This is a genomic window from Methylobacterium sp. E-041, from assembly GCF_022829665.1.
GTDB lineage: Bacteria > Pseudomonadota > Alphaproteobacteria > Rhizobiales > Beijerinckiaceae > Methylobacterium.
In genome coordinates this window covers 1-23633 of record NZ_JAKSYQ010000143.1, presented here as the reverse complement: position 1 = coordinate 23633, position 23633 = coordinate 1, and the positions used below count along the sequence as shown (strand labels likewise).

23 protein-coding genes and 1 riboswitch are annotated in these 23633 nt (G+C 72.5%); of the genes, 10 read left to right on the top strand and 13 right to left on the bottom strand.

Features of this window, described 5'->3' with window-relative positions; translation table 11 throughout:
* Nucleotides 1-7 precede the first annotated feature (7 nt).
* The 5 genes from MKK70_RS13275 to MKK70_RS13255 all read right to left on the bottom strand — a co-directional run bounded on the left by MKK70_RS13275 (nucleotide 8) and on the right by MKK70_RS13255 (nucleotide 3173).
* Nucleotides 8-748 (bottom strand): NADPH-dependent F420 reductase, encoded by a 741-nt coding sequence (locus MKK70_RS13275; protein ID WP_147727692.1) that lies wholly within the window; start codon nucleotides 746-748, stop codon nucleotides 8-10.
* Entirely contained in the window at nucleotides 738-1667 is a 930-nt protein-coding gene (locus tag MKK70_RS13270) for an aldo/keto reductase (protein WP_243935695.1), read from the bottom strand. The genes MKK70_RS13275 and MKK70_RS13270 overlap by 11 nt, the downstream gene beginning before the upstream one ends.
* A gap of 111 nt (nucleotides 1668-1778) precedes the next feature.
* The gene (locus MKK70_RS13265; RefSeq protein WP_147727690.1) at nucleotides 1779-2117 is read right to left on the bottom strand and encodes a hypothetical protein; all 339 of its coding nucleotides are present in this window, start codon (nucleotides 2115-2117) and stop codon (nucleotides 1779-1781) included.
* Between the two features lie 66 nt (nucleotides 2118-2183).
* A complete protein-coding gene (locus MKK70_RS13260) occupies nucleotides 2184-2630 on the bottom strand; it encodes a CHRD domain-containing protein (RefSeq protein ID WP_243948270.1) in 447 nt (148 codons plus the stop codon).
* Between the two features lie 114 nt (nucleotides 2631-2744).
* Complete coding sequence (locus MKK70_RS13255; RefSeq protein WP_147727688.1) at nucleotides 2745-3173, bottom strand: helix-turn-helix domain-containing protein; 429 nt, start codon at nucleotides 3171-3173, stop codon at nucleotides 2745-2747.
* Between the two features lie 241 nt (nucleotides 3174-3414).
* Between MKK70_RS13255 and MKK70_RS13250 the strand changes: the two genes are divergently transcribed.
* The 9 genes from MKK70_RS13250 (at nucleotide 3415) to MKK70_RS13210 (ending at nucleotide 13749) form a co-directional block, all read left to right on the top strand.
* Nucleotides 3415-4506, top strand: coding sequence for an acyltransferase family protein (locus MKK70_RS13250; protein ID WP_243948268.1), 1092 nt, complete (start codon nucleotides 3415-3417; stop codon nucleotides 4504-4506).
* A 251-nt stretch (nucleotides 4507-4757) separates the two neighbouring features.
* Nucleotides 4758-4859, top strand: coding sequence for a K(+)-transporting ATPase subunit F (locus MKK70_RS13245; RefSeq protein ID WP_210246746.1), 102 nt, complete (start codon nucleotides 4758-4760; stop codon nucleotides 4857-4859).
* A gap of 14 nt (nucleotides 4860-4873) precedes the next feature.
* On the top strand, nucleotides 4874-6589 hold the full coding sequence (gene kdpA, locus MKK70_RS13240; RefSeq protein ID WP_243933466.1) for a potassium-transporting ATPase subunit KdpA: 1716 nt from the start codon (nucleotides 4874-4876) through the stop codon (nucleotides 6587-6589).
* 3 nt (nucleotides 6590-6592) lie between these two features.
* Nucleotides 6593-6808, top strand: coding sequence for a hypothetical protein (locus MKK70_RS13235; protein ID WP_243933467.1), 216 nt, complete (start codon nucleotides 6593-6595; stop codon nucleotides 6806-6808).
* Between the two features lie 36 nt (nucleotides 6809-6844).
* The gene (gene kdpB / locus MKK70_RS13230) at nucleotides 6845-8935 is read left to right on the top strand and encodes a potassium-transporting ATPase subunit KdpB (RefSeq protein ID WP_243933468.1); all 2091 of its coding nucleotides are present in this window, start codon (nucleotides 6845-6847) and stop codon (nucleotides 8933-8935) included.
* A 30-nt stretch (nucleotides 8936-8965) separates the two neighbouring features.
* The gene (locus MKK70_RS13225; RefSeq protein ID WP_147729400.1) at nucleotides 8966-9568 is read left to right on the top strand and encodes a K(+)-transporting ATPase subunit C; all 603 of its coding nucleotides are present in this window, start codon (nucleotides 8966-8968) and stop codon (nucleotides 9566-9568) included.
* Nucleotides 9569-9612: 44 nt separating this feature from the next.
* Nucleotides 9613-12348 (top strand): sensor histidine kinase, encoded by a 2736-nt coding sequence (locus tag MKK70_RS13220; RefSeq protein WP_243948266.1) that lies wholly within the window; start codon nucleotides 9613-9615, stop codon nucleotides 12346-12348.
* Nucleotides 12345-13055, top strand: coding sequence for a response regulator (locus MKK70_RS13215; protein WP_147728118.1), 711 nt, complete (start codon nucleotides 12345-12347; stop codon nucleotides 13053-13055). Before MKK70_RS13220 ends, MKK70_RS13215 begins: the two co-directional genes overlap by 4 nt.
* A 112-nt stretch (nucleotides 13056-13167) precedes the next feature.
* Nucleotides 13168-13749, top strand: coding sequence for a peptidase S14 (locus MKK70_RS13210; RefSeq protein WP_147728117.1), 582 nt, complete (start codon nucleotides 13168-13170; stop codon nucleotides 13747-13749).
* A gap of 122 nt (nucleotides 13750-13871) precedes the next feature.
* On the opposite strand, the gene MKK70_RS13205 is transcribed toward MKK70_RS13210, so the two are convergent.
* The 7 genes from MKK70_RS13205 to MKK70_RS13175 form a co-directional block, all read right to left on the bottom strand.
* A complete protein-coding gene (locus MKK70_RS13205; protein ID WP_243948264.1) occupies nucleotides 13872-16202 on the bottom strand; it encodes a TonB-dependent receptor family protein in 2331 nt (776 codons plus the stop codon).
* A gap of 64 nt (nucleotides 16203-16266) precedes the next feature.
* The gene (locus MKK70_RS13200) at nucleotides 16267-16635 is read right to left on the bottom strand and encodes a DUF2946 family protein (protein ID WP_243933474.1); all 369 of its coding nucleotides are present in this window, start codon (nucleotides 16633-16635) and stop codon (nucleotides 16267-16269) included.
* Nucleotides 16632-17249, bottom strand: coding sequence for an SCO family protein (locus MKK70_RS13195; protein ID WP_243948262.1), 618 nt, complete (start codon nucleotides 17247-17249; stop codon nucleotides 16632-16634). The genes MKK70_RS13200 and MKK70_RS13195 overlap by 4 nt, the downstream gene beginning before the upstream one ends.
* A complete protein-coding gene (locus MKK70_RS13190; RefSeq protein WP_147729784.1) occupies nucleotides 17239-17751 on the bottom strand; it encodes a copper chaperone PCu(A)C in 513 nt (170 codons plus the stop codon). Before MKK70_RS13190 ends, MKK70_RS13195 begins: the two co-directional genes overlap by 11 nt.
* Nucleotides 17752-17983: 232 nt before the next feature.
* Entirely contained in the window at nucleotides 17984-18352 is a 369-nt protein-coding gene (locus MKK70_RS13185) for a hypothetical protein (protein ID WP_147862925.1), read from the bottom strand.
* Between the two features lie 103 nt (nucleotides 18353-18455).
* Complete coding sequence (locus MKK70_RS13180; protein ID WP_409568272.1) at nucleotides 18456-20609, bottom strand: TonB-dependent receptor; 2154 nt, start codon at nucleotides 20607-20609, stop codon at nucleotides 18456-18458.
* A gap of 118 nt (nucleotides 20610-20727) precedes the next feature.
* Nucleotides 20728-20942, bottom strand: a riboswitch (cobalamin riboswitch).
* Nucleotides 20943-21010: 68 nt separating this feature from the next.
* Complete coding sequence (locus tag MKK70_RS13175) at nucleotides 21011-22165, bottom strand: DUF2778 domain-containing protein (protein WP_243948260.1); 1155 nt, start codon at nucleotides 22163-22165, stop codon at nucleotides 21011-21013.
* Nucleotides 22166-22526: 361 nt separating this feature from the next.
* Here MKK70_RS13175 and MKK70_RS13170 point away from each other — a divergent pair, with 361 nt between their 5' ends.
* Nucleotides 22527-22880, top strand: coding sequence for a hypothetical protein (locus MKK70_RS13170; protein WP_147729975.1), 354 nt, complete (start codon nucleotides 22527-22529; stop codon nucleotides 22878-22880).
* A 75-nt stretch (nucleotides 22881-22955) separates the two neighbouring features.
* On the opposite strand, the gene MKK70_RS13165 is transcribed toward MKK70_RS13170, so the two are convergent.
* Nucleotides 22956-23633 (bottom strand): cupin domain-containing protein (locus MKK70_RS13165; protein ID WP_243948258.1); only part of this gene is annotated, 678 nt, incomplete at its 5' end.

Below are 23633 nucleotides of genomic sequence, written 5' to 3'. Positions count from 1 at the left end.
GCCATCGTCACGGCGTCAGCCCGAGGGTCTTGCGCAGCTCCGGCGCGGTCTTCTCGTGGCCGAAGCCCGGCGAGCCCATGGCGAACTTGCTCGCGTCCTTCAGGCCGCCGACCACCACCGGGTCGAAGCCGGCATCGTGCACGAGGCCCTCGGCGACCTTGAGGGCGCTGGCGTCGTCGCCGGCGATCGGGATCGCCATGCGGCCGCCGGCCCGGTCGGCCCCGCCGTTGGCGCCCTCCTTGGCGAAGACCTTGTAGTTGGCGGCGTTGAACGCCCGGACGAGCCTGGCGCCGGGGAAGTACTTCTCCGAGGTGGCGCCGATGCCGTTGGCCTGGACCTCGTCGTAGAGCTCGCCGTCGCGCGCCTTGGTGGCGTTGCCGGCATCGAGCACGACCTTGCCCTTGAGCGCGGCGGCGTAGGATGTCGAGAGCTCCGGATAGGCCTTGTACGGCACCGCCACGAGCACCGCGTCGCCGAAGGCGATCGCCTCCTCGGGCGTGCCGGCCTTGGCCTTGCTCCCGAGGGCCTCGATCAGGGCCTTCAGGGTCTCGGGATGGCGGGAGGAGAACATCACCTCGTGCCCGTCCTTGACCCAGAGGCTCCCGATCGTGCCGCCGATGTTGCCCGAGCCGATCACGCCGATCCGGATTTTCTTGGATGCTTCCTGCGCCATCGCCGGAAACGCGAGGCATGCGAGGCCGGCGATGAGCGCGGCACGACGGGAAAGTCCCAAAAGGTCAGAGCGCATCGATGAAGGCCTCCATCCGTTTCCGCTCGGCCGCGTCGGGCAGGCGCCCGCGGGCTGCGGCGAGGTTGTCCTCGACGTAGGCGACCTTCGCCATGCCGGGGATCGGGCAGGTCACGGCCGGGTGGCCGAGGACGTATTTCAGGAAGAATTGCGGCCAGGTCTCGCAGCCGAAGCCCTTGGCGAAGTCCGGCACCGCCTTGCCCTGGACCGCCTTGAACAGGCGGTCGCGCCCGAACGGCACGTTGACCATCACCGCCTGCCCCCGGTCGGCGGCGAGCGGCAGGATGCGCTCGGCGGCCTCGCGGTTGTCGATCGCGTAGTTGACCTGGATCGCGTCGAGGGTCTCGCCGCGCATCACCCGCTCCAGCCCGTCGAACTGCCCGTCGCGCCAGACCGTGACGCCGAGGTAGCGGATCCGCTTCTCGGCCTTGAGGTCGCGCAGCACCGCGAGGTTCTCGGTCGCGTCGATCAGGTTGTGCACGGCCAGCAGATCGATCCGCGCGACCTTCATCCGCGCCAGCGAGCGCTCGAACTCGGCGCGCGTCGCCTCGCGGCCGGTGGTGTCCACCTTGCTCGCCAGGAACACCTTCTCGCGCAGGGCCCCGTCCGGGAGGATGAGGCCGAGCACGTCCTCCGCCGTGCCGTAGCTCGGGGCGGTGTCGATCACCGATCCGCCGAGCGCCACGAAGCGCTCCACCGCCGCCCGCAGCGGCGCGACGGCGTCCGGCGTCGGCGCGACCTCGTAGCGGCGCGAGGTGCCGATGCCGACCACCGGCAGCAGCTCGCCCGTCGACGGGATCGGCCGGCGGATCAGCGCCTCCTCCGCCGCGAGGGTTTGGGCCAAGGGCATCAGCCCGGCGGCGGCGATCAGCGCGCGGCGGGACAGGCCGCTGGGGGCGGGAAAGGCTGCGAGAGGCATCGCGGAAGGCTCCGTGGCGCAAGGCGTGCCGGGACTCAACTAGGGCAACCGTGAGTAAGCGCCCGCCTTTTCTCGATCGTGACTTCGCGAGCCGTTCGGGCGGCTCTGCGATCAATCCTCTTCCGGCGGATCCTCGAACTCCGCGCCCTCCGTGTCGGGGGCGATGCGGAACCGGTACTCGTCGATGGCGAGGAACGCCCGGTGCACCGCCTGCGGGTCGAGGCCGTCGCGCACCACCAGGGTCTGGAAGTCGATGAACAGGCGGGCGATGCGCGCCTCCCCCGTCAGGGCTTGGAGGGCCGAGGAGCCGGCCCCGCCGCGCATCATGAAGCGCTTGGCCGCGCCCTCCGTGTCGGGGAGGGGCAGCACCGCGACCTGGCCGGCGGTGTCCGGGCGCAGCTCCGCCCAGCGCGCCGGCGTCCAGGCGATGATGGCGTCCGATTGCTTCACCGACCGAGCCTCCGCATGCCGTCCCCCGGCGAACGGCCTACAGAAAGCGCGCGGCCCGGAAAAGGCCTACGGCGCGCGCACCACCTGCCCGCGGATCTCGCCCTTCGGGTTCGCGGCGGTGTGGAGGTTGACGTAGATCTTGCCCGCGACGAGGTCTGCCGCCTTGGCGTCGTCGATCGTGGCCGAGCCCTCGAACGGGCTGGCGGCGGCGGTCACCGGGATCAGCACGCCGGCATTGGCGCCGGCCTCGGCCGGACCGTGGAAATGCGCGGCCGTCACGGGCCCGGTCAGCCCATTGTAGCTGCCCTTCCAGGTCAGCGTCTTGCTCGCCGGATCGTAGGTCGCCGAGATCTCGCCGGTGCCCTTGCTGTCGTTGGCGGGCACTTCCGAGCTTGCCTTCAGCGCAGCCCGGTACGCCAGGCCTTCGGCTGCCGACGCCCCGGAGACGGTCGCGGACAGCGCGAAGGCGGACAGCGCCAATGCGGCGAAGCCGCCGCGGACGGTGCGGATCATCGGATCCTCCCTTTCGGCAAGCCGGCGTGGCTCGCATCCGGGAAGATAGGCGCATCGGAGCGCCCGGCGATCACGTTGTCGCGTGCGGCCGGCGCCGTGGCGTCGGCCCGCGTGTCAGGCGATGTCGGAAGCGGACGCGTCGGGCGTGCTGGCGCGGGCGATCCGGGCGGCGGACTTCACCATCGCCAGGACGTCGCGGCGCATCTGCAGGTCGGCGATCGCGGCGTAGGCCTTCAGCAGCTCCGCGGCGCCGGCGATGCCGAGGAAGGGCAGGCTCGTGCCGTCCTCGAAGCTGCGGGCCTCGCCGGGCTCGCTCTCGAAGAAGGTCGAGACCGGGACGCCGAGATGGTCGGCGATCGTCTGCAGGCGGCCGGCGCCGACGCGGTTGCGGCCCTTCTCGTACTTCTGGACCTGCTGGAAGCTCACCCCCAGCGCCTGGCCCAGGGCGGTCTGGCTGATCCCGCGGGCGGCCCGAAGCACCGCGATGCGGTTGCCGACGGTGTGGTCGGCATCGGTCGGCTTCTTCTGTTCCGCGGTCGTCATGGGGCTGGCCTCACAGGGTTCGTGCTGTCGGGCGGGATGCCCGGATGTGCGGTGTAACCGGCGCTCTCGGAATACAATCAAGAGGAGCACTGTAATCGTGGTATCAATCTATACCTTTCCAACGGTGCAGCCACGCTTTTTTCGAATGGCCGGTATCCCGCACGGCAGGGGTCGACGTTTCTTAAGGCAACCGCGCTGTCATGGCGTGACGGGAACGCGTTGCGGAAAACGTACCTAAAGTATGTCGATTGATTCGGGCAACACCCCCGTCCGCCCCATCGGCCGAATCCGATCCATCGACGCCCTGCGTGGTCTCGCCGCAACGATGGTGATGCTGCACCATTACCTCTTTAGCTACGAAGGCCGCATCGGGCCGCATGTCGACCGCGTTCCGAGCTTCGCCGCCGGGCATTTCGGCGTCGAGCTGTTCTTCATCCTGAGCGGTTTCGTGATTGCCGGTACGCTCGGGCGGACGCCGTCCCTCGGAGACTACGCCGTGCGGCGGGTCGCGCGGCTGTATCCCGCCTTCCTCGTCTGCTCGGGGGTCACGCTGGGGATCTTCGCCCTCGGCGGCCCGAATCCCGTGGGGATCACGCCGGGCGCGGCCCTCGCGGGTCTGACGATGCTCAGTTCGCTGATCCGGGTGCCGCCGATCGATCCGTCCCACTGGACGCTGACCTACGAGGTCGCCTTCTACGCCCTCGCCGCCCTCGCCCTGATCCATAGGGGCCCGGCGACCGATCCCGGGCTGCGCCTGGAGCGGATCTGCGCCGGATGGCTCGCCGCGGCGTTCGTCGGCACGCTGGTCCTTCCGGTCCGGACGCTGCAGGTGGTCGTGCTCCTCAACCTTCCCTTCGCGCTGCTGTTCGTGATCGGGGCGATGCTCGCGCGCCTCGCGGCGGGCGCGCTGACCCCCCTCGGCCTCGGGGCGCTCGCCGCCGCGTTCGGCTTCACCGCCCTCGGGCCCGCCGTCGACCACGGCGGCGTCGGGACGGGCCTCTACGTCCTGCTCGTGCTCGGCTTTGCCGGCACGGTCCTCGCCGCCGCGACCGGGCGGCTGCCCTGGCTCGGCTGCGCGCCCCTGGTTTTCCTCGGGGCGATCTCCTACCCGCTCTACCTCGTCCACCAGATCCTCGGCTACGCGATCATCCGGGCGCTGGAGGCCGGCGGATGGTCGTCCGGATCGGCGATCCTCGCGGCCGTCCTCGCCTCGGTCGGGCTCGCGACCGTGATCCGCTACGCCGTCGAGACGCCGGGACAGCGCGCGATCCGCCGCGCCTTCGACCGGACGCGGTCGTCCGTGCCCGACACCGCCGAGCCGGCCCGATCCTGATGGGATCCTTATGGATTCGGCGCCGCCTCCCTCTCGCATTCCTACGGCGCGTCCGGCCACTCTGACGATCACGGCAAGCAGGTCGCCGGGGCGGATCGGTCGAAGCGGACCGGTCGGCCCACGACCGCGTTGCCGGCTCCTCGTCCGGACGCCCGCCATGCTCGACCTCGTCTTCCTCGCCGGAGGCCTCGCCTTCTTCGCCCTCGCGGTCGGCTATGCCGGCCTGTGCGCGCGCCTGTGAGGGCCCCGCCATGCCCTACGGCCTGTCTCTCGACCTGACCCTCGGCGCCCTCGTGACGGTCGGCCTCCTCGCCTACCTCGCCTACGCCCTCGTCCGCCCCGAGCGGTTCTGAAGGACACCAAGCCCATGACCGTGAACGGCTGGATCCAGATCGCGCTCTTCTGCGCGGTCGTGCTGGCGCTCGTGCGCCCCCTCGGCGGCTACATGACCCGCGTGTTCGCGGGCGAGCGGACGTTGCTCTCGCCCGTGCTCAAGCCGATCGAGCGCGGGCTCTATCGCCTGGCCGGCATCGACCGGACCCACGAGCAGCACTGGCTCGCCTACGCCACCGCGATGCTCGTCTTCCACGCGGCCGGCTTCGTGCTGCTCTACGGCCTGCTGCGGCTGCAGGCGGCCCTGCCGCTGAACCCGGACGGGCAGGGCGCCGTGGCGCCGGACCTCGCCTTCAACACCGCGGCGAGCTTCGTCACCAACACCAACTGGCAGTCCTACGGCGGTGAGACCACGCTCTCGTACCTGTCGCAGATGCTGGGGCTGACCCACCAGAACTTCCTGTCGGCCGCGACCGGCATCGCCCTGGCCGTCGCCCTCGTCCGGGGATTCTCGCGGGCCTCGGCGCGGACGGTGGGCTCGTTCTGGGTCGATCTCACCCGCTGCACCCTCTACCTGCTGCTGCCGCTCTGCGTCGTGTTCACGCTGTTCCTGGTCTGGCAGGGCATCCCGCAGACCTTCGGCGGCGCCGTCGCGGCGACGACGCTCGAGGGCGCGCCCCAGACCATCGCGGTCGGGCCGGTGGCGAGCCAGGTCGCGATCAAGATGCTCGGCACCAACGGCGGCGGCTTCTTCAACGCCAACGCCGCCCACCCGTTCGAGAACCCGACCGCGCTGTCGAACTTCGTGCAGATGGTCTCGATCTTCGCGATCGGCGCCGCGCTCACCAACCTGTTCGGCCGCAGCGTCGGCGACGAGCGTCAGGGCTGGGCGATCCTGGCCGCGATGGCCGTGCTGTTCGGGGCCGGGATCGCGGTCACCTACGGCGCCGAAGCCGCCGGCAGCCCGGTCCTGAACGCGCTCGGGCTTCCCGGCGGCAACATGGAGGGCAAGGAGATCCGGTTCGGGATCGTGGCCTCGGCGCTGTTTGCCGTCGTCACCACCGCCGCCTCCTGCGGCGCGGTCAACGCCATGCACGACTCGTTCACCGCGCTCGGCGGCATGATCCCGCTGATCAACATGGAGCTCGGCGAGATCATCGTCGGCGGCGTCGGCGCCGGGCTCTACGGCATGCTGGTCTTCGTCATCGTCACGATCTTCGTCGCCGGGCTGATGGTCGGGCGCACGCCGGAATACCTCGGCAAGAAGATCGAGGCGCGCGAGGTGAAGATGGCGATGCTCGCCATCCTCTGCCTGCCGCTGATGATGCTCGGCGGCACCGCGCTCGCCACCGTGGTCGCGGCGGGGCTCGCGGGGCCCGCCAATGCCGGCCCGCACGGCTTCTCCGAGATGCTCTACGCCTTCACCTCGGCGGCGGCCAACAACGGCTCGGCCTTCGGCGGCCTGACGGCGAACACGACCTTCTACAACACCACGCTGGCGGCCGGCATGCTGGTCGGGCGGTTCTTCGTGATCGTCCCGGCGCTCGCCATCGCCGGCGCGCTCGCCGCCAAGAAGACCGTGCCGGCCTCGTCCGGAACGTTCCCCACCGACGGCGGCCTGTTCGTCGGGCTCCTCGTCGGCGTGATCCTCATCGTCGGCGGCCTGACCTTCTTCCCGGCGCTGGCGCTGGGGCCGATCGTCGAGCACCTCGCCGGCGGCCTCGGCCAGACCTTCGCGGCGGGGGGCTGACCCGTGGGCCGCACCCTCCTCCACGCCGCCCCCCGCACAGCACCCCGCCCCTTGCCGCGGCGCAAGCGGGGCGCGCAGCGCCCGCGCCCGGCCGTCGCCGGGCGCCGCCCGCCGGTCCGGGTCTCCGACCTGATCCTGGCGATGCTGAGCCTCACCCTCCTCGGCGCCCTCGGCCTGATGGCCGGCGCCGCCCTCCTCGGCCGCGCGCTCGGACACTGAGCCCGCCGGCCCTCCCCCGCATCCGGACGAAACCCCATGTCCCGCCCCTCCCAGACCCTGCTCAGCGCCGCCCTCGTCGGCCCGGCCCTCCTCGGCGCGCTGCGGAAGCTCGATCCGCGCCTCATGGTGCGCAACCCGGTGATGTTCGTCGTCGAGGTCGTCGCCGCGCTCACCACGGTGCTGTTCGTCCGCGACGCCGCGACGGGCGCCGAGAACCTCGCCTTCTCCGGGCAGATCATCCTGTGGCTCTGGTTCACGGTGCTGTTCGCCAACTTCGCCGAGGCGATCGCCGAGGGGCGCGGCAAGGCGCAGGCGGATTCCCTGCGGCGCACCCGCACCGAGACCATGGCCAAGCGGCTGACGGGTGCGGGCCGCGCCTTCGAGACCGTCCCCGGCAACGACCTCAAGGTCGGCGACGTGGTGCTGGTCGAGGCCGGCGACATCATCCCCTCGGACGGCGAGGTGATCCTCGGCATCGCCTCGGTCAACGAGGCGGCGATCACCGGCGAATCCGCCCCGGTGATCCGCGAATCGGGCGGCGACCGCTCGGCGGTGACCGGCGGCACGCAGGTGCTCTCCGACGAGATCCGGGTGCGGATCACGGCCGCGGCCGGCTCGACCTTCGTCGACCGGATGATCGCGCTCGTCGAGGGCGCCGCCCGCCAGAAGACCCCGAACGAGATCGCGCTCAACATCCTGCTCGCCGGCCTGACCCTGATCTTCGTCTTCGCCGTCGCCTCGATCCCGAGCTTCGCCTCCTATGCCGGCGGCGCGATCCCGCTGATCGTGCTGGTCGCGCTGTTCGTGACGCTGATCCCGACCACCATCGGCGCGCTGCTCTCGGCCATCGGCATTGCCGGCATGGACCGGCTGGTGCGCTTCAACGTGCTCGCCATGTCGGGCCGCGCCGTGGAGGCGGCCGGCGACGTCGACACGCTGCTCTTGGACAAGACCGGCACGATCACGCTGGGCAACCGTCAGGCCACCGCGTTCCGCCCCGTCCGCGGCGTCACCGAGCAGGAGCTCGCCGACGCGGCGCAGCTCGCCTCCCTCGCCGACGAGACGCCGGAGGGCCGCTCGATCGTGGTGCTGGCCAAGGAGAGCTACGGGATCCGCGCCCGCGACATGGCAAGCCTCGACGCCACCTTCGTGCCGTTCACCGCACAGACCCGGATGAGCGGCGTCGACCTCGCCGGCTCGCAGATCCGAAAGGGCGCCGTCGATTCGATCGTCGCGGCGGTGAGCGGCGGCCCGGTCGCGACCCGGGGCTCCAGCGCGGCCCTGGCCTACGCGCCGACCGCCTCGGCCGAGAGCGTCGAGGAGGTCCGCGCCATCGCCGACGACGTCGCCAAGGCCGGCGGCACGCCGCTCGCCGTCGCCCGCGACGGACGCCTCCTCGGCGTGGTGACGCTGAAGGACATCGTGAAGGGCGGCATCCGGGAGCGCTTCTCCGAGCTGCGCCGCATGGGCATCCGCACGGTGATGATCACCGGCGACAACCCGGTCACCGCCGCCGCGATCGCCGCCGAGGCCGGCGTCGACGACTTCCTCGCCCAGGCCACCCCCGAGGACAAGCTGGCGCTGATCCGCCGCGAGCAGGCGCAGGGCAAGCTCGTCGCGATGTGCGGCGACGGCACCAACGACGCCCCCGCCCTCGCCCAGGCCGACGTCGGCGTCGCGATGAACACCGGCACGGTGGCGGCGCGCGAGGCCGGCAACATGGTCGACCTCGATTCCGACCCGACCAAGCTCATCGAGATCGTCGGCATCGGCAAGCAGCTGCTGATGACGCGCGGCGCGCTGACCACCTTCTCGATCGCCAACGACGTGGCGAAGTACTTCGCCATCATCCCGGCGATGTTCCTCGGGCTCTATCCGCAGCTCCAGGCACTGAACGTGATGGGGCTCGCCTCGCCCCAGAGCGCGATCCTGTCGGCGATCATCTTCAACGCGTTGATCATCGTCGCGCTGATCCCGCTGGCCCTGCGCGGCGTGGCCTACCGCGCGGTCGGCGCCGGCGCGCTGCTGCGCCGGAACCTGGCGGTCTACGGCCTGGGCGGAATCCTGGTGCCCTTCGTCGGCATCAAGGCGATCGACCTCGCCGTCACCGCGCTCCGCCTCGCCTGATCCTCCCCCTTCGCGTCACGAGACCCCGCCATGCTGACCCAGCTTCGCCCCGCCCTCGTCCTGCTGATCGCGCTGACCGCGCTCACCGGGCTCGCCTATCCGCTCGCGATGACCGGGATCGCCGGCCTCGCCTTCCCGAGCCAGGCCGCCGGCTCGATCGTCCTGCGCGACGGCAAGCCCGTCGGGTCGAGCCTGATCGGCCAGGCCTTCGCCGGCGCGCGCTACTTCCAGGGCCGGCCGTCCGCGACCAGCGCCGCCGACCCGGCCGACCCCGCCAAGACCGTGCCGGCGCCCTACAACGCCGCGAACTCGTCGGGCTCCAACCTCGGCCCGACGAGCGCGGCGCTCGCCGAGCGGGTCGGCGCCGACCTCGCCCGCCTGAAGGCCGAGAACCCGGGCGTGCCGGTGCCGGTCGACCTCGTGACCACGAGCGGTTCGGGCCTCGACCCCGACCTCTCGCCCGCCGCCGCCCTGTTCCAGGTGAAGCGCGTGGCGGCCGCGCGCGGGCTCCCCGAGCCGGCCGTGCGCGACCTCGTCGAGGGGCAGGTCCGCGGTCGCTGGCTCGGCATCCTCGGCGAGCCGCGGGTGAACGTGCTGGCGCTCAACCTCGCGCTGGACGGGCTGGCGAAATAGGCGCTGGCCCATTCGGGCCCCGTTGCGGGTAGGATGCGCCCCCGATGCCCGAGCCGAGCCGAGACCCGTCCCGCCCCTCCCCCGACGCGCTGCTCGAAGCCGCGCGCCGCGAAAGCCGGTCGCGCGGCCGGCTGAAGATCTTCCTCGGCGCCGCGCCGGGGGTCGGCAAGACCTACGAGATGCTGACCACGGCCCAGGCCAAGGCCCGCGCCGGCCTCGACGTGGTGATCGGCGTGGTCGAGACCCATGGCCGCGCGGAGACGGAGAGCCTGCTCGCCGGGCTGGAGGTCGTCCCGCGCCGCGCCGTCGCCTACAAGGGCACCCGCCTCGACGAGATGGATCTCGACGCGCTGCTGGCCCGGCGCCCGGCCCTGGCGCTGGTCGACGAGCTCGCCCACACCAACGCGCCGGGCTCGCGCCACCCGAAGCGCTACCAGGACGTCGAGGAATTGCTCGACGCCGGCATCGACGTCGACACCACCCTCAACATCCAGCACGTCGAGAGCCTGAACGACGTCGTCGCCCAGATCACCCGCATCCGGGTGCGCGAGACCGTGCCCGACGGCATCCTCGACCGGGCCGACGACATCGAGGTGATCGACCTCAACCCCGACGACCTGATCCGGCGCCTCGAGGACGGCAAGGTCTACCTGCCCCGCAACGCCGCCCGCGCGCTGCGGCACTACTTTTCCCGCGGCAACCTCACGGCCTTGCGCGAGCTGGCGCTCCGCCGCACCGCCGACCGGGTCGACGACGAGCTCCTGAGCCACATGCGGGCCAACGCCATCCCCGGGCCCTGGGGCGCGGGCGAGCGGGTGCTGGTCTGCGTCAGCGAGGATCCGCGCGCGGCCGGGCTGGTGCGCTACGCCAAGCGCCTGGCCGACCGCCTGCACGCGCCCTGGACCGCGCTCTCGGTCGAGGGGCCGCGGGCGCAGGCGCTGTCGGAGGCCGCGCGCGACCGCATCGCCGACACCTTGCGGCTGGCCGACCGGCTCGGCGGCGAGGCGGCGACCGTGCCGGGCTCGCGGCGGATCGCCGACGACATCCTGGCCTATGCGCGGAGCGCCAACGCCAACCACGTCGTGGTGGGCAAGTCCGAGCGCTCGCGGCTCTTCGAGATCCTGAACGGCTCGGTGGTGCACGACCTCGTGCGCGGCTCAGGGCAGATCAGCGTCCACGTCATCGCGGGCGAGGCGCAGAGTGGGGAGGCGCAGGGCGGGGACGCGGCCGGGCCGAAGAGCGTGCGCACGGCCGCGGAGCCGTCCCGCTCGGCCTGGCCCTACGCGGTCGCGCTCGCGGCCGTCGGGGGCGCCCTCGGGATCGCGCTCGCGCTGCAGCCGATGCTCGGCGTCGAGAACGCCGACCTCGTCCTGCTCACCGCCGTGGTCGCCGTGGCGGTGCGCTTCGGCCTCGGGCCCTCGCTCGCCGCCGTGGTGGCGGCCTCGCTCGCCTACAACTTCTTCTTCCTGCCGCCGCTCTACACCTTCACCATCGCCGACCCGACCAACGTCGCCGCCTTCTGCCTGTTCACGCTGGTCGCCGTGCTGGTCTCGAACCTCGCCGCGCGCACCCGCCAGGAGGCGGTGGTCTCGCGGGCGCGGGCCGTGGCGAGCGAGCGGCTCTACGGCTTCAGCCGCAAGCTCGCCGGCTGCGGCACCCTCGACGACGTGCTGTGGGCGACCGCCTACCAGATCGCCGCGAGCCTCGACGTCCGCGTCGTGCTGCTCCTGCCCGAGGCCGGCGCGATCGCGGTGCGCGCCGGCTACCCGCCGGAGGACACCCTCGACGCGGCCGACCTCGCCGCCGCCAAGTGGGCCTTCGACAACGACCGGGCGGCAGGCCGCGGCGCCGACACCCTGCCCGGCGCCAAGCGCCTGTTCCTGCCGATGCGGACCGGCCGGGGGACGCTCGGCGTCATCGGCCTCGACGCCGACCGGGCCGGGCCGATCCTCTCACCGGAGAGCCGGCGCCTCGTCGACGCGCTCTCCGACCAGGGCGCGCTGGCCATCGAGCGCGTCCGCCTCGTCGAGGACCTCGACCGGGCCGAGCGCGCGGCCGAGACCGACCGCCTGCGCCAGGCGCTGCTCACCTCGATCTCGCACGACCTGCGCACGCCGCTCGCCGCCGTGCTCGGCGCGGCCACGACGCTGCGCGACCTCGACGACGCCCTCGACGCCCCCGCGAAGGCGGATCTCCTCGCGACCGTCATCGCGGAATCCGAGCGCCTCAACCGCTTCATCGCCAACCTCCTCGACATGACCCGCCTGGAGGCCGGCGCCGTGGTGCCCAACGTCGCGCTGCACGACGTCGCCGAGATCGCCGACACGGCCTTGCGCCGCCTGGAGGCGATCCTGTCCGGCCACCGCGTCGTGGTGGAGATCGCGCCCGGCCTGCCGCCGCTGCGGCTCGATCCGGTGCTGTTCGAGCAGGTGCTGGTCAACCTCCTCGACAACGCCGGCAAGTACGCCCCCGAGGGATCGACCATCCGCCTGCGCGGGCGGCGGGACGGGATGCGGGTGCGGATCGAGATCCTCGACGAGGGCGGCGGCCTGCCGGAGGCGGACCTGGAACGGGTGTTCGACACGTTCTACCGCGTCGCCAAGGCCGACAGCGTGCGGGCCGGAACCGGCCTCGGCCTGCCGATCTCCCGCGGCTTCATCGAGGCGATGGCCGGCACGGTCGTCGGCGCCAACCGCCGCGACCGCTCCGGCGCGGTGTTCACCATCACCCTGCCGGTCCCCGCCGAGCCCGCGCGGACCGCCTCGGATCGGGCGGCATGACCCTGCACATCCTCGTCGTCGACGACGAGCCGCCGATCCGGCGGCTGCTGCGCACCGGGCTCGGGACCCAGGGCTACGCCGTGCTGGAGGCGCCCGACGGCCGCACCGCCCTGGAGACCCTGGGCCGCAAGGCGTCCGGCCACGAGACGGTGGACCTCGTGATCCTCGATCTCGGGCTGCCCGACATGCGCGGGCACGACCTCCTCGCCCGGATCCGCGCGGCGCATCCCGCCCTGCCGGTGGTGGTGCTGTCGAGCCGCGACGACGAGACCGGCAAGGTCGAGGCGCTCGACCTCGGGGCCGACGACTACGTCACCAAGCCCTTCGGCATGGGCGAGCTGCTGGCCCGCATCCGCACGGCGCTCCGCCACCAGCTCGCGACGGAAGGGCAGCGCCCGCTGTTCCAGGTCGGGCCCCTGAGCGTCGACCTCGTGCGCCGCATCGTCCGGGTGGAGGGGCGCGAGGTGAAGCTGACGCCGCGCGAGTACGACTTCCTGCGGGTGCTGGTGCAGCATGCCGGCAAGGTGCTGACCCATGCCCAGCTGATGGGCGCGGTCTCGGCCTCGTCCGACCCGCAATACCTCCGGGTCTACATGCGCCAGCTCCGGCAGAAGCTGGAGGCCGATCCCGAGCGCCCGCGCCTGCTGCTCACCGAGACCGGCGTCGGCTACCGCCTGCGCGCGCCCGACGACGGGCTGTCGCGCTGACGGCGTCCCCGATGCGGATCTTTTCCTGAACGAACAGGTCCGGCGCGGGTTGTGCAGGCCGCGATCCCGTTCGGATCGCAAACCCGTCCGCATCGCAAGGCCGCCCCGCCCCATGAACACCACGACCCCGGATACGACCCTGAAAGCCGCCGACTTCGCGGCTCCAACCGTCCTGCTCGCCGGCACGGTGGATTACGACATGTACCGGGACTTCCGGGCCCAGATCGGAAAGGCCCCGTGCGAGGGGCTGGTCGTCGTCGAGCTGACCACGCTCGGCGGCGACCCGGAGGTCGCGCGGATGATGGGCGAGGACATCCGCTTCAAGAGCGCGATGAACCCGCAATGCCGCTACGCCTTCCTCGGCAAGGCGGCGATCTACTCCGCCGGCACCACCTTCATGAGCTTCTTCACCCGGCAGAACCGCTACCTCACCCCCGGCACGCGGCTGATGATCCACGAGCGCAAGCTCGCCAAGGAGCTCCGGATCAACGGTCCGCTGACCACCTGCATCGCCACGGTGAAGGCGACGCTCCACGAGATCGAGTGCTCGATCGCGATCCAGAACGAGGGCTTCGCCAACCTCGTCGAGGGCTCGAGCGTGACCCTCGATCAGGTGATCGAGCGGGCTCCCTACAATTGGTACATCGAGGCCGAGGAGGCCCGCACCCTCGGCCTGATCGAGGCGGTGATCTGAGGCTCATGCCGAGTCTTCAGGCCAAGCCTCGTAGGTGAGAACCCATGAGGTCCGGCGGACGACCGCCGCCCGGCGGTCGCGGGGGCCGAACCTCGATGAGCCGGGCTCACCGAGGGTCGGCATCAGAACGCCAGCTTCATCCCGGCGACGAGGTTGCGCGGGGCGCCGGCATAGATCGAGCCGGTGGTGCCGGCGAGCACGCCCGCGCCGTTCTGCAGCCCGGTCGTCGCGCTGATCGTGTCGGCGAGGTTCTGGGCCGAGGCGGCGTAGACCGTGTCGAACAGGTTGCGCACCTCGGCGTAGAGCGTGAGGCGCTTGGCGTAGCCGCCGGGGAGTTCCGTCGCGTAGTGGACGTTGGCGTTGACGATCGCGTAGCCCGGCGCCTTCAGCTGGTTGGCGTTGTCGAGGTAGAAGTCGTCCTGGAACACGGTCTCGACGAAGGCGCCGAGCCCGGTGAGCGGCCCGGCCGGGACGTCGTAGCCGACGCGGGCGAGCAGCTGGTTGGCCGGCACGCCGGGGATGCGGTTGCCGGCGCGGTCGAGGCGGCGGGTCAGCGCTCCGGCGCTGAGCTGCTCGACGTAGCGGGTGTAGACCTGGTCGTCGAAGGTGTAGGCGGCGACGATGCGCCAGCCCGGCGCGAAGGCCCAGTCGGCGCCGACCTCGAGGCCGCGGTGCTCCGAGGCCGGGGCGTTGAAGGTGTAGCTCTGCAGGCCGGCCCCGGGCGATTGCGAGACGAGCTCGTTGCGGAAGATCTCGTAGAAGCCGGTGACGCTGAGGCGCAGCCCCTCGACCGGCGTCCAGTCGGTGCCGAGGTCGAAGCCGAGGTTCTCCTGGGTCTGCAGCCCGGTGTTGTTGCCGGGCAGGCCCGCCGAGGTCACGAACAGGTTGCTCGCCGCCGGCGTGGTGTAGCCGGTGGCGACGTGGCCGCGGAACGCCCATTCGGCGCTCGGGCGGTAGACCAGCGCCAGTTCCGGGGCGACGTTGAGGAAGCTGCGGTTCGCGTCCGCGATCGTCGTGGTCGCGCCCGCGGCCGCGTAGGCGTAGGCGAGGCTGCGCCCGGTGATCGACGTGGTCTCGGCGCCGATGCCGACGACGCCCGTCCACTGCTCGGAGAGCGCGACCTCGGTGCGGGCGCGGCCGCCGAGGTTCGACTGCACCGCCTCCTGGTCGCCGATCAACGCGCCCAGCCGCGGGCCGCCGTAGGGCGCGCGGTTGTAGGTCGAGATCCGGTTGTCGATGGTGCTGTAGGCCAAAGCCACGTAGCCGACCGCCGGCAGGCCGAACAGGTCGTAGCGCCGGGTGAGGTCGGTGAGAAAGTTCCAGGACGGGTACGAGCCCCGTGACGCGGTCGCGTAGAACGGCTGGTTGAAATTGCGCTCGTCGAAGCCGAGTTGCGTGCGCCAGGTGGTCTGGGCGTCGATGTCGTGCTCGTAGCGCGCCGCCACGATCGTGCGCCGGTCCTTGCGCTCGAAGCCGGCCTCGTCGGCGGTGACGCCGACCCTTCGGCCGTAGGCGCCGTTGACGAAGAGGTTGGTGAGCGAGCAGCCCGCCGCCGCGGTCGCCGCCGCCGCGCAGCCGCGCTGATAGGGGTTGGTGCGGAACTCGGCCAGCGACGACCGGGCGGCGAGGTCCGCGTGCAGGTCGTTGTTGATCACCTTGAGGGTGAAGCGGTTGTCCGGCGTCGGGGTGTAGCTCGCCAGCAGGTCGATGGTCTGCGTGTCGTAGGACGAATGGTCCTGGTAGCCGTTGGCGCGCACGTCGCTGGAGAACAGGCTGATCTCGAACGGGCCGCTGACGCCGCCGACCGTGAAGGAGGTGCTGAGATAGCCGAAGCTGCCGGCATCGGTGCCGATCTCGTAGCCGTCGATCTCGCGGCCGGTGCGGGTGCGGAAGGCCAGCGCGCCGCCCGTGGCGTAGTTGCCGAACAGGGCCGATTGCGGCCCGCGGAACACGTCGATGCGGGAATAGGCCCGCGGGTCGGCGAGGTCGAAGCGCGCGGCGCCGTCGGGCTGGGTCAGGACGAAGCCGTCCTCCAGCACCACCGTGTTCTTGATCACGCCGGTGGAGCGGGCGTTGTTGCCGCGGATCGAGATGATCACGTCGCGCCCGCCGTTGCCCTGGCGCACGGTGACGCCGGGGCTGTTGGCGAGCACCGCGCCGACGCTCGTCGCCGGCCGGTTCTCGATCGTGTCGCGCCGCCCGATCCCGGTCACGACCTGCCCGACCGGATGCTCGATGACGCTGGGCGCCGAGCCCTGCGGCGCGGCGACGCCGAAGGGAATGCCGGCCGCCGGTGCCGGCCCGTCGCGCTCGCCGACCACCGAGAGCTCGGAGAGCGTGACGCTCTCCTGTGCCTGTGCCTGTGCCTGCGCCTGCGCCTGCGCGACGGCGAGCGGGCTGGCGGACAGGAGGAGGAGGCCGGCGCGCAGCCGGAGCTTGGGCAGGAAGGGCATCGGGCGGGCTCGTCTGATCGGGAGGCAGGCGGGATCGGCCCGCCGGAAGAGGTTCGCGATTCGATCAGAGCAGGGTCGGCGGTGCCCTCGGCCGGCCGGCGATCCGGGGGCGATGCGGGGTGCGGGCGGGCGGCGGGGTCGGCCAGGCGACGGGCGACCAGCGCAGGACCCGCGCCGCCGGCTGCGGTGCGGCGACGACCGGCGCGGCGAGCCCCACGGCGCAGAGCGGGCAGGCGTGGCAGCCGGGAACGAGCGGAGCCGGCTCCCCCGCGGCGTCGGCTGCGCCGGCATGGCCGCAGATCGCCGACAGGCCGAGCGGCGCGGCGTCGGGCGCCATCCGCAGGGCGGCGAGCGGCACGATCGACTGCGCCCAGATCGCCAGCAGGATCAGCGCGGTGCCGAGGGCGCCGACGCGCTTCGCCCGACCCGTCACAGGACGGCCTGGATCTGCCGGAGGGCGAGCCCGTGCCCGGCCGCGAGATCGAGCGGGCCGACGAAGCCGCCGTTCCGGTCCATCAGGTAGACCATCAGCGTGTGCTCCAGGGTGTAGTCGCCCCCCGGCAGCGGGACCTTCTTGGAGAAGACGCGGTAGGACCGCGCCACCCGGTCGATCTCCTCGCGGGTCCCGGTCAGCCCCGTGATCGAATCGCTGAACGAGCCCATGTAGTCGCGCAGCACCGCGGCGTCGTCGCGCTCGGGATCGAGGGTGATGTAGTAGGCGCCGATGTCGCCGCCGGCCTTGTGCAGGTCGTCGATCAGGTTGGAGAGGTCGGCCAGCGTCGTCGGGCAGACGTTCGGGCAGCGGGTGAACCCGAAGAACACCAGGAAGGGCCGGTTGGCCAGCGTCGCCGAATCGAGGATCCCACCCTTGGACGATTGCAGCCGGAACGGGCCGCCGACCACCGACATCGCCGGCTTGGCGGGCCCGCGCGGCAGCATCGCCACGACGCCCCCGGCGATGCCGAGGATGCCGACGAGCACCGCCGCGAGGATGCCGTAGCCCGCCCGGCGCTGGGCCGGCGTGACGGGCGGCGGATCAATGGGCATGATCGTGGCCGCCGGCCGCCCCTTGCGCGCCCTCGGGGGCCTTCGCGCCGATCGCCTCGACCGCGAACTCGACCGGGACGGTCCCCGCCTTCTCGAACCGCAGCGTGCCCTTGACGCGCTCGCCCTTCTTCAGGGGCGCCGTCAGGTCGACGAACATCATGTGGTAGCCGCCCGGCGCGAGCGTCACCGTGGCGCCGGGGGCGATGACCAGGCCGCCCGGGACCGGAGCCATCTTCATCACGGTGCCGTCCATCGTCATCGAATGGATCTCGACGTGGTCCGCCCCGGTCACCGTGGCGCCGAGCAGCGTGTCCGGCGCGGTGCCGGTGTTCGTGACGCTGAGGTAGCCGCCGCCGACCTTGGCGCCGTTCGGGGTCGCCCGCGTCCAGGGATGGGCGATCGCGAGCGCGCCGGCCTTGTACTCGTGGGCGCCGGCCGGGACCGCGAGCAGCGCGAGGGCGACGAGGGAGCCGGTCGCGCGGCGACGGAACAGCTTGGACATGGCAACTCTCCTGAAGGGGGCGGTATCGGTCGCGGCCGCGGGCGGCCGGGCGGTTGGGGGACGGCGTCCCGGGCATGCCGGCTCGCGCGATCGCGAGGGGCCGAGCGACGGCGATGCGGCAGGCTGCATCGGTCGATGCGGGCCGAGGCCTTCCCGGAGCACGGCTTTCGGCGCGCAACCGTGAGGCAGGGCGCGACGCCGCGTTCCGGCTGGGCGGCGGCCGGGCGGTGGATCAGGCGGCGGGTGGGGCGCGTGCGCCGGCGCCGATGCCCGGCGGAGCGCGGGCGGCGGCGGCGAGGACGGGACGCCACGGAACGTCGACGGCCGGGGGAGCGGACCGGGCGACCGCGACGGCCGCCGGAACCGGCACGTCCGCCATCGGCATCGCCTGCGCGGCCGTGCAGCATGCCAGGTGGTCGCCGTGATGGGGCGCGTCGGCCGGGCCCTGCCCGTCCGCGCCGGATTCCTGCAGGCAGAGCGCGTGCGCCGGGTCGAGGGTGCGCACGCCCGTCATCCCGCCGAGGACGGCCTGCAGGGCGAGCGCGTAGAGCGCGGTCACGGCGATGACCGCGCGGCAGACCCGCCAATCTGGCCGCCACATGCGCATGTCCCACGCCTAGGGCGCCGGCCGCCACCCCGTCAATGCGGCAGAACCGTGCGAGGCCGTTTTCGCCGGGCCTGCCGCTCGGATCGAGGGCCGCCGCTCAGAACCGCCCGGCCAGCGTCAGCCGCACGGCGGTGGGCTCGACCGGGTGGAAGTGCCGGTCGGCGACGCCGTCGGCCGGTTCGCCCGGCAGGCGCGAGATATAGTAGTAGGTGATCTGGTCCGACTTGGCGTTTGTCAGGTTCAGCACGTCGAGCGACAGGCTGAGGCCGTTGTCGAAATGGTAGCCGACGCGGCCGTTGAGCAGCGCCGTCGGCTTCGAGCGCACGGAATTGTCCTCGATCAGCGGGCGCGGGCCGAAGTAGCGCAGCCGCATCGCGCCGAACCAGCCGAGGCCCTCGCCGAAGGTGAACCCGGCCGACGCGATCGTGGTCGGCGCCTCGGGGATGCGGTTGCCGACCGGGTCGACGTCGGAGAAGCGGGCATTGGTGACGGTGAGGTCCCCCTCCAGCCTCAGCCACGGCGTCACCGCGTAGCGGTTGGTCCACTCGATGCCGAAGCGGCGGCTCGGCCGGCTCGGCTCCGTCGTGCCGGTGTCGCCCTGGAACAGGTTCTCCGACGCGAAATCGAGGCGGAACAGGGCCAATGCCGTCTCCAGCCCGGCGATCGAGCGGTTGCGGATGCCGACCTCGTAGCCGGTCGAGGGCACGAGGAAGGGCGAGCGCGCGATGTTGAAGAGGGGGCTCGCCGGGTCGACCGTCGCGGTCACGCCGCGCACGTCGTTCGAGTGGAAGCCGCCGCCGTAGTTCACGTAGAGCTCGGTGTCGAACCACGGCCCCAGCACCAGCCCGAGCTTCGGGTTGACGATGCCGTCCCGTGCCTTGCCGGAATTGGCCGCCGTGTCGGAGACCACGTCGCCGTAGTAGCCGTCGGCCCGGAAGCCGACGCTGGTGCGCAGCCAGTCGGTCCAGCGCACGCGGTTGTCGACGTAGAACGCCCCGCTCGCCTCCAGCACCCGGTCGTCGAGGACGCCCGTGCGGAACTGGCGGTTCGCGGTGTTGAACAGCCCGACGCGGATCGCGTCGGTGCGGGTCTGCACCCCGATCTCGTTCTCCATCGGATGCCCGAACAGGTCGCCTTGGAAGACGTGGCTCACCTCGCCGCCGCCGAGGATGCGCTGGTCGAGCTGGTGGAACTGGTCTCCGTTGACCGGATCGTTGAGGAAGTAGGTGAAGTCGTTGAACAGGTTGAGCTGCGAGCGGATGACGTAGGCCGAGGCCCGCGTGACGCCGGTGTCGTCGGTCATGCTCCAGCGGCCCGAGAGCGAGAACCGGCTGCTGTCGCCGCCGTCGGTCGGGTTCAGGGTGCCGAAGCGGCCGATGATCCCCTCCGACACCGCGCGCGATGCGATCTGGTTGGTCGCGGTCCAGCGGCTGGCATAGGCCATGCCGGTGACCGAGAACCCGTCGAGCGCCGTGCCCTGGCTGTAGCGCACCACGCCGTTCACCTTGCGCAGCGCATCCGGCACGTCCCACGGGCCGTCGTAGACCTGCGCCTCGCCCGCCACGAGCAGGTTGCCCTGGCCGAGGGGGGCCGAGGCGATGGTCAGCGCCCGCGCGTAGCCGAAGCTGCCGAACGCGGTCAGCGCGACGTTCTTGGCGACGGTGTCGAGGTAGTCGATCCGTACCGAGCCGGCCGAGGCGAAGTCGCCGTCGCGGACGAAGTACGGCCCCTTGTGGAACGCCACCGCGCCGACGAGCTCGGGGATCAGGAAGTTGATGTCGGCGTAGCCCTGGCCGTGCGCGTGCGTGCGCATGTTCACCGGCATCCCGTCGACCTCGATCGCGATGTCGGTGCCGTGGTCGAGGTTGAAGCCGCGCAGGAAGAACTGGTTGGCCTTGCCCTCCCCCGAATGCTGGGTGACGATCAGGCCGGGCACGGATTCGAGCACCTCGCCCGGCCGCGTGATCGGGCGGCTGTTGATCTCGGCGCCGGAAACGATGCCGGCGCTCGCCGCATCCACCGTCCGAAGCGCCCCGCCGGCGCCGATGGTGCCGCCGACGTAGCCGGCGCTCGCCGCCGCCCCGGCGGCGGGCCTGGGATCGTCGGCCGTCACGGAGATCTCGGCGAGGTTCGCCTCGGCCTCCCCGGCGGCGGGGCGCGCCAGCGCGGCCGGGCCCGAGAGGGCGGCGGCGCAGGCGAGAGCGAGCAGGGTTGGCGTTCGGAAGACGGGCGGGGACTGGGACGCGGACACGGGACCTCGGGCGACGCGGACGTGGCACGTCACCGCGAACGAGGCCGATCCACCGCTCCGTCCGTCGGACGGCCGGGGGCTTCGACACCCGCCGGAACACCCCGCCCGACGCGCTTCGCGTGTGACCACGACTGACGGCAGGTCTCCTGGCTCGCGGGTCATCGCCCGCCACCGTCTTCCCGGATGCGGCGCATCCAGTGACGTCCAGTGGTGGAAGGCTCGCCGCTTACAGTTGCGGGGGCAGCCGCGGCTTCGGGCAAGGCCCCGTCGGGCCCTCCCCTCACCGCGTTCCCTTTTGATCCTCGATGAGGAACCGTCGCGTGCAGGTTGCGTCGGGCGCCGCCGGCCCGTCAATCCGGCTTTCGGACGCCGTCGCCGGGTGTGGCCGATCGGTGACGGCGTCAGCGGCTCGCGGCGAAGCGGGCCGGGCCGTCGCCGCGGCCGGTCACCACGACGAGGCGGCGGATCTCGCCGCGCAGGAACGCCTGCAGGAAGCGGTCGTAGTTGCGGAAGGACACGCAGCCGTTCGAGGCGCCGCTCGGCCCGAGCATGTAGGTGTGGGCCAGCAGCCCGTCGCGGCCGTGGATCGCGGCGGCGCCGCCCACCGGGTTGAGGCGGATCGCCCGCACGCCGTGGAACAAAGCCTCGCGCTCGGTGAGGTCGTAGGTGCCCGGCGGGGTCGAGCCGCGCATCCGCAGGTGCACGAAGTCGGGATGGTCCATGCTGGCGCCGAGGCCGGAATGGGCTTCCAGCACCTCGCCGTTCGGCAGGCGGACGGTGCGGGCGGTGATGTCGTAGATCGCCGTGCCGGCGCCCGCGTCGGGGCCGGGGAACAGGCGGCCGCGCGACCGCTCCAGCCCGGGGCTCTCGAGGGCGGCGTAGGCCAAAGCCGGGCCCGAATCCTTCCGCGCGGCGAACAGCTCCTCGAAGAACGACGGCGTCTCGGCGGTGGGCGCCGGGACCGCCTCGGGCACCCGGCGCGGAGCGCGGCGCAGGGCGAGGCGCTGCGGCACGGGGGCGGCGATCAGGTCCGCCGGGCGGGCGACCGGCAGCGGCACGATCTGGGCCTGCCGCACGACCTCGGTGTCCCGCAGGACCTGGGTAACCCGCAGGACCTGCGTGTCCCGTAAGACCTGGTTTGCCCGCAGGGCCCGCACCTGCTCCACGACCTGGGCCTGCCGGCCGGTCTGCACCGGGGGCGCGGCTTCCGTCGAACGCGGCTCGGCGGCCGCGAGCGTCGCGACCGGCGGGGCGAAACGCGGCTCGGGCGGGGTGAGCGCGGCGCCGAGGGGCGCGCCCTGACGGTCCGCGCCGGCCTCCGGGCCCAGCATCGGCCGGGGATCGAACAGGGCGGCGAGGGCGGTCGACCCGGTGCTGCGGGCCTGGAGGCTCGCGACCTGCGGCACCGGCTCGGTCCCGCCGCCCGGCGGCACGCCCTCAAGGGTGACGAGGCAGAGCAGGGCGGCGAGCGTGTTGCGAAGGATCGGGTGGCGGCGTGCCCGCCGGCGGCGGGCGGGACGCGTGAGGCCGCAGGAGGAGCGCGGGTGATGAGGCATGCGGACTCGACTCGAAGGCGACCCGGTGCCCGCAGCCGCGCAGCGTCCGGCCCGCGCCCGCGACGGATCGGCGGGCGGCGGGCCGGCCGATGGGGTCGGCCGTGCGGGGATCGAGAGAACTGCGACTGATCCGTATTGGGCGCGCGTTTGGTTAATCCGCCCCTAAGCCGCCGGCCGACGCGTGCGGATCGCGCGCGAAAACCCGCGAGACCCGTGCGCCGGCGCGGCGATGATCGGCAGCGTCTCGCTCGACCCGCTCGACCCGCGCGGCGCGGGGATAAGCGGGGGCATGCGCATGCACGCGAACGTGTTGCCGCTTCGTTCTTGCCGAGCCGGCCCCGAATCGGCGATACCGTCGCGCATGCGGATGCCCGTCCTCGCTGTCCTCCTGTCCCTGAACGCCCTGCCCTGCGCGGCTGCGCAGGCGCCGCGGGCGGCCGACCCGGCGGCGCTGGAGCAGGCGTGGCGCGACTGCGTGCGGGAAGCCTATGCGCACCAGCCGCCGGCCCAGGGGCGCGCCGGCTCGCAGCGCAACGCCCTCGACGAATGCAAGGAGCGCGAGGACGCCGTCGTCGCGGCGCTGATGGCCGCCCGCGACGTCGAGGCCGGACGCGATGCCCGCTCGCTCCCGGCCCGTGCCCGCGCCTGGGCGGCCTCGGTCGCCGCCTACGTCGTCGACCCGGTCTCGTCCTGGATCGCGATGCTGCGCAACTGAGCGCCGGCAATTTCCGCGCCGACGGCGGCCGGGTCGTTCAGAGGATCGGATGCATCTGCCGGGCGCGCCGGCGCGTCACCGCCCGTAGACGTCCTCGACGCGGATGATGTCGTCCTCGCCGGTATAGGAGCCGACCTGGACCTCGATCAGCTCGAGCGGGATCCTGCCGGGATTGGTCAGGCGGTGCAGCGAGCCGATCGGCAGGTACACCGCCTCGTTCTCGTGCACGAGGACCAGGCGCTCGCCCAGCGTCACCTCCGCCGTGCCCTTCACCACCACCCAGTGCTCGGCGCGGTGATGGTGCTTCTGCAGCGACAGGCGCCCGCCCGGCGTCACCATGATGCGCTTGACCTGGAAGCGCTCGCCGATGTCGACGCGCTGGTACCAGCCCCAGGGCCGGTACATCCGCCGGTGCGCGTCCGCCTCCGGATGGGCCCGCGAACGCAGCACCCCGACCAGATCCTTCACCCGGCCGGACTGCGACTTCGAGGCGACCAGCACCGCATCGGGGGTCGCCACCACCACCACGTCGTCGAGGCCGACCACCGTGGTCAGCCCCTCGCCCTCGCTGTGCACCAGGCTGTTGCGCGTGCCCAGGAGCTCGACCCGGCCGCGCACCGCGTTGCCGGCGGCGTCCTGCGGCAGCACCTGCCAGACCGCGTCCCAGGTGCCGACGTCCGACCACGGGAACGACACCGGCAGCACGCCGGCGCGCGTCGTGCGCTCCATCACCGCGTAGTCGATCGAGATCTT

Bases quoted from the DNA above. Each gene is read 5' to 3' on its own strand.
- MKK70_RS13275 (WP_147727692.1), bottom strand. From the start codon at position 748: ATGCGCTCTGACCTTTTGGGACTTTCCCGTCGTGCCGCGCTCATCGCC.
- MKK70_RS13270 (WP_243935695.1), bottom strand. From the start codon at position 1,667: ATGCCTCTCGCAGCCTTTCCCGCCCCCAGCGGCCTGTCCCGCCGCGCG.
- MKK70_RS13260 (WP_243948270.1), bottom strand. From the start codon at position 2,630: ATGATCCGCACCGTCCGCGGCGGCTTCGCCGCATTGGCGCTGTCCGCC.
- MKK70_RS13255 (WP_147727688.1), bottom strand. From the start codon at position 3,173: ATGACGACCGCGGAACAGAAGAAGCCGACCGATGCCGACCACACCGTC.
- MKK70_RS13250 (WP_243948268.1), top strand. From the start codon at position 3,415: ATGTCGATTGATTCGGGCAACACCCCCGTCCGCCCCATCGGCCGAATC.
- MKK70_RS13245 (WP_210246746.1), top strand. From the start codon at position 4,758: ATGCCCTACGGCCTGTCTCTCGACCTGACCCTCGGCGCCCTCGTGACG.
- kdpA (WP_243933466.1), top strand. From the start codon at position 4,874: ATGACCGTGAACGGCTGGATCCAGATCGCGCTCTTCTGCGCGGTCGTG.
- kdpB (WP_243933468.1), top strand. From the start codon at position 6,845: ATGTCCCGCCCCTCCCAGACCCTGCTCAGCGCCGCCCTCGTCGGCCCG.
- MKK70_RS13225 (WP_147729400.1), top strand. From the start codon at position 8,966: ATGCTGACCCAGCTTCGCCCCGCCCTCGTCCTGCTGATCGCGCTGACC.
- MKK70_RS13220 (WP_243948266.1), top strand. From the start codon at position 9,613: ATGCCCGAGCCGAGCCGAGACCCGTCCCGCCCCTCCCCCGACGCGCTG.
- MKK70_RS13215 (WP_147728118.1), top strand. From the start codon at position 12,345: ATGACCCTGCACATCCTCGTCGTCGACGACGAGCCGCCGATCCGGCGG.
- MKK70_RS13210 (WP_147728117.1), top strand. From the start codon at position 13,168: ATGAACACCACGACCCCGGATACGACCCTGAAAGCCGCCGACTTCGCG.
- MKK70_RS13205 (WP_243948264.1), bottom strand. From the start codon at position 16,202: ATGCCCTTCCTGCCCAAGCTCCGGCTGCGCGCCGGCCTCCTCCTCCTG.
- MKK70_RS13195 (WP_243948262.1), bottom strand. From the start codon at position 17,249: ATGCCCATTGATCCGCCGCCCGTCACGCCGGCCCAGCGCCGGGCGGGC.
- MKK70_RS13190 (WP_147729784.1), bottom strand. From the start codon at position 17,751: ATGTCCAAGCTGTTCCGTCGCCGCGCGACCGGCTCCCTCGTCGCCCTC.
- MKK70_RS13185 (WP_147862925.1), bottom strand. From the start codon at position 18,352: ATGTGGCGGCCAGATTGGCGGGTCTGCCGCGCGGTCATCGCCGTGACC.
- MKK70_RS13175 (WP_243948260.1), bottom strand. From the start codon at position 22,165: ATGCCTCATCACCCGCGCTCCTCCTGCGGCCTCACGCGTCCCGCCCGC.
- MKK70_RS13170 (WP_147729975.1), top strand. From the start codon at position 22,527: ATGCGGATGCCCGTCCTCGCTGTCCTCCTGTCCCTGAACGCCCTGCCC.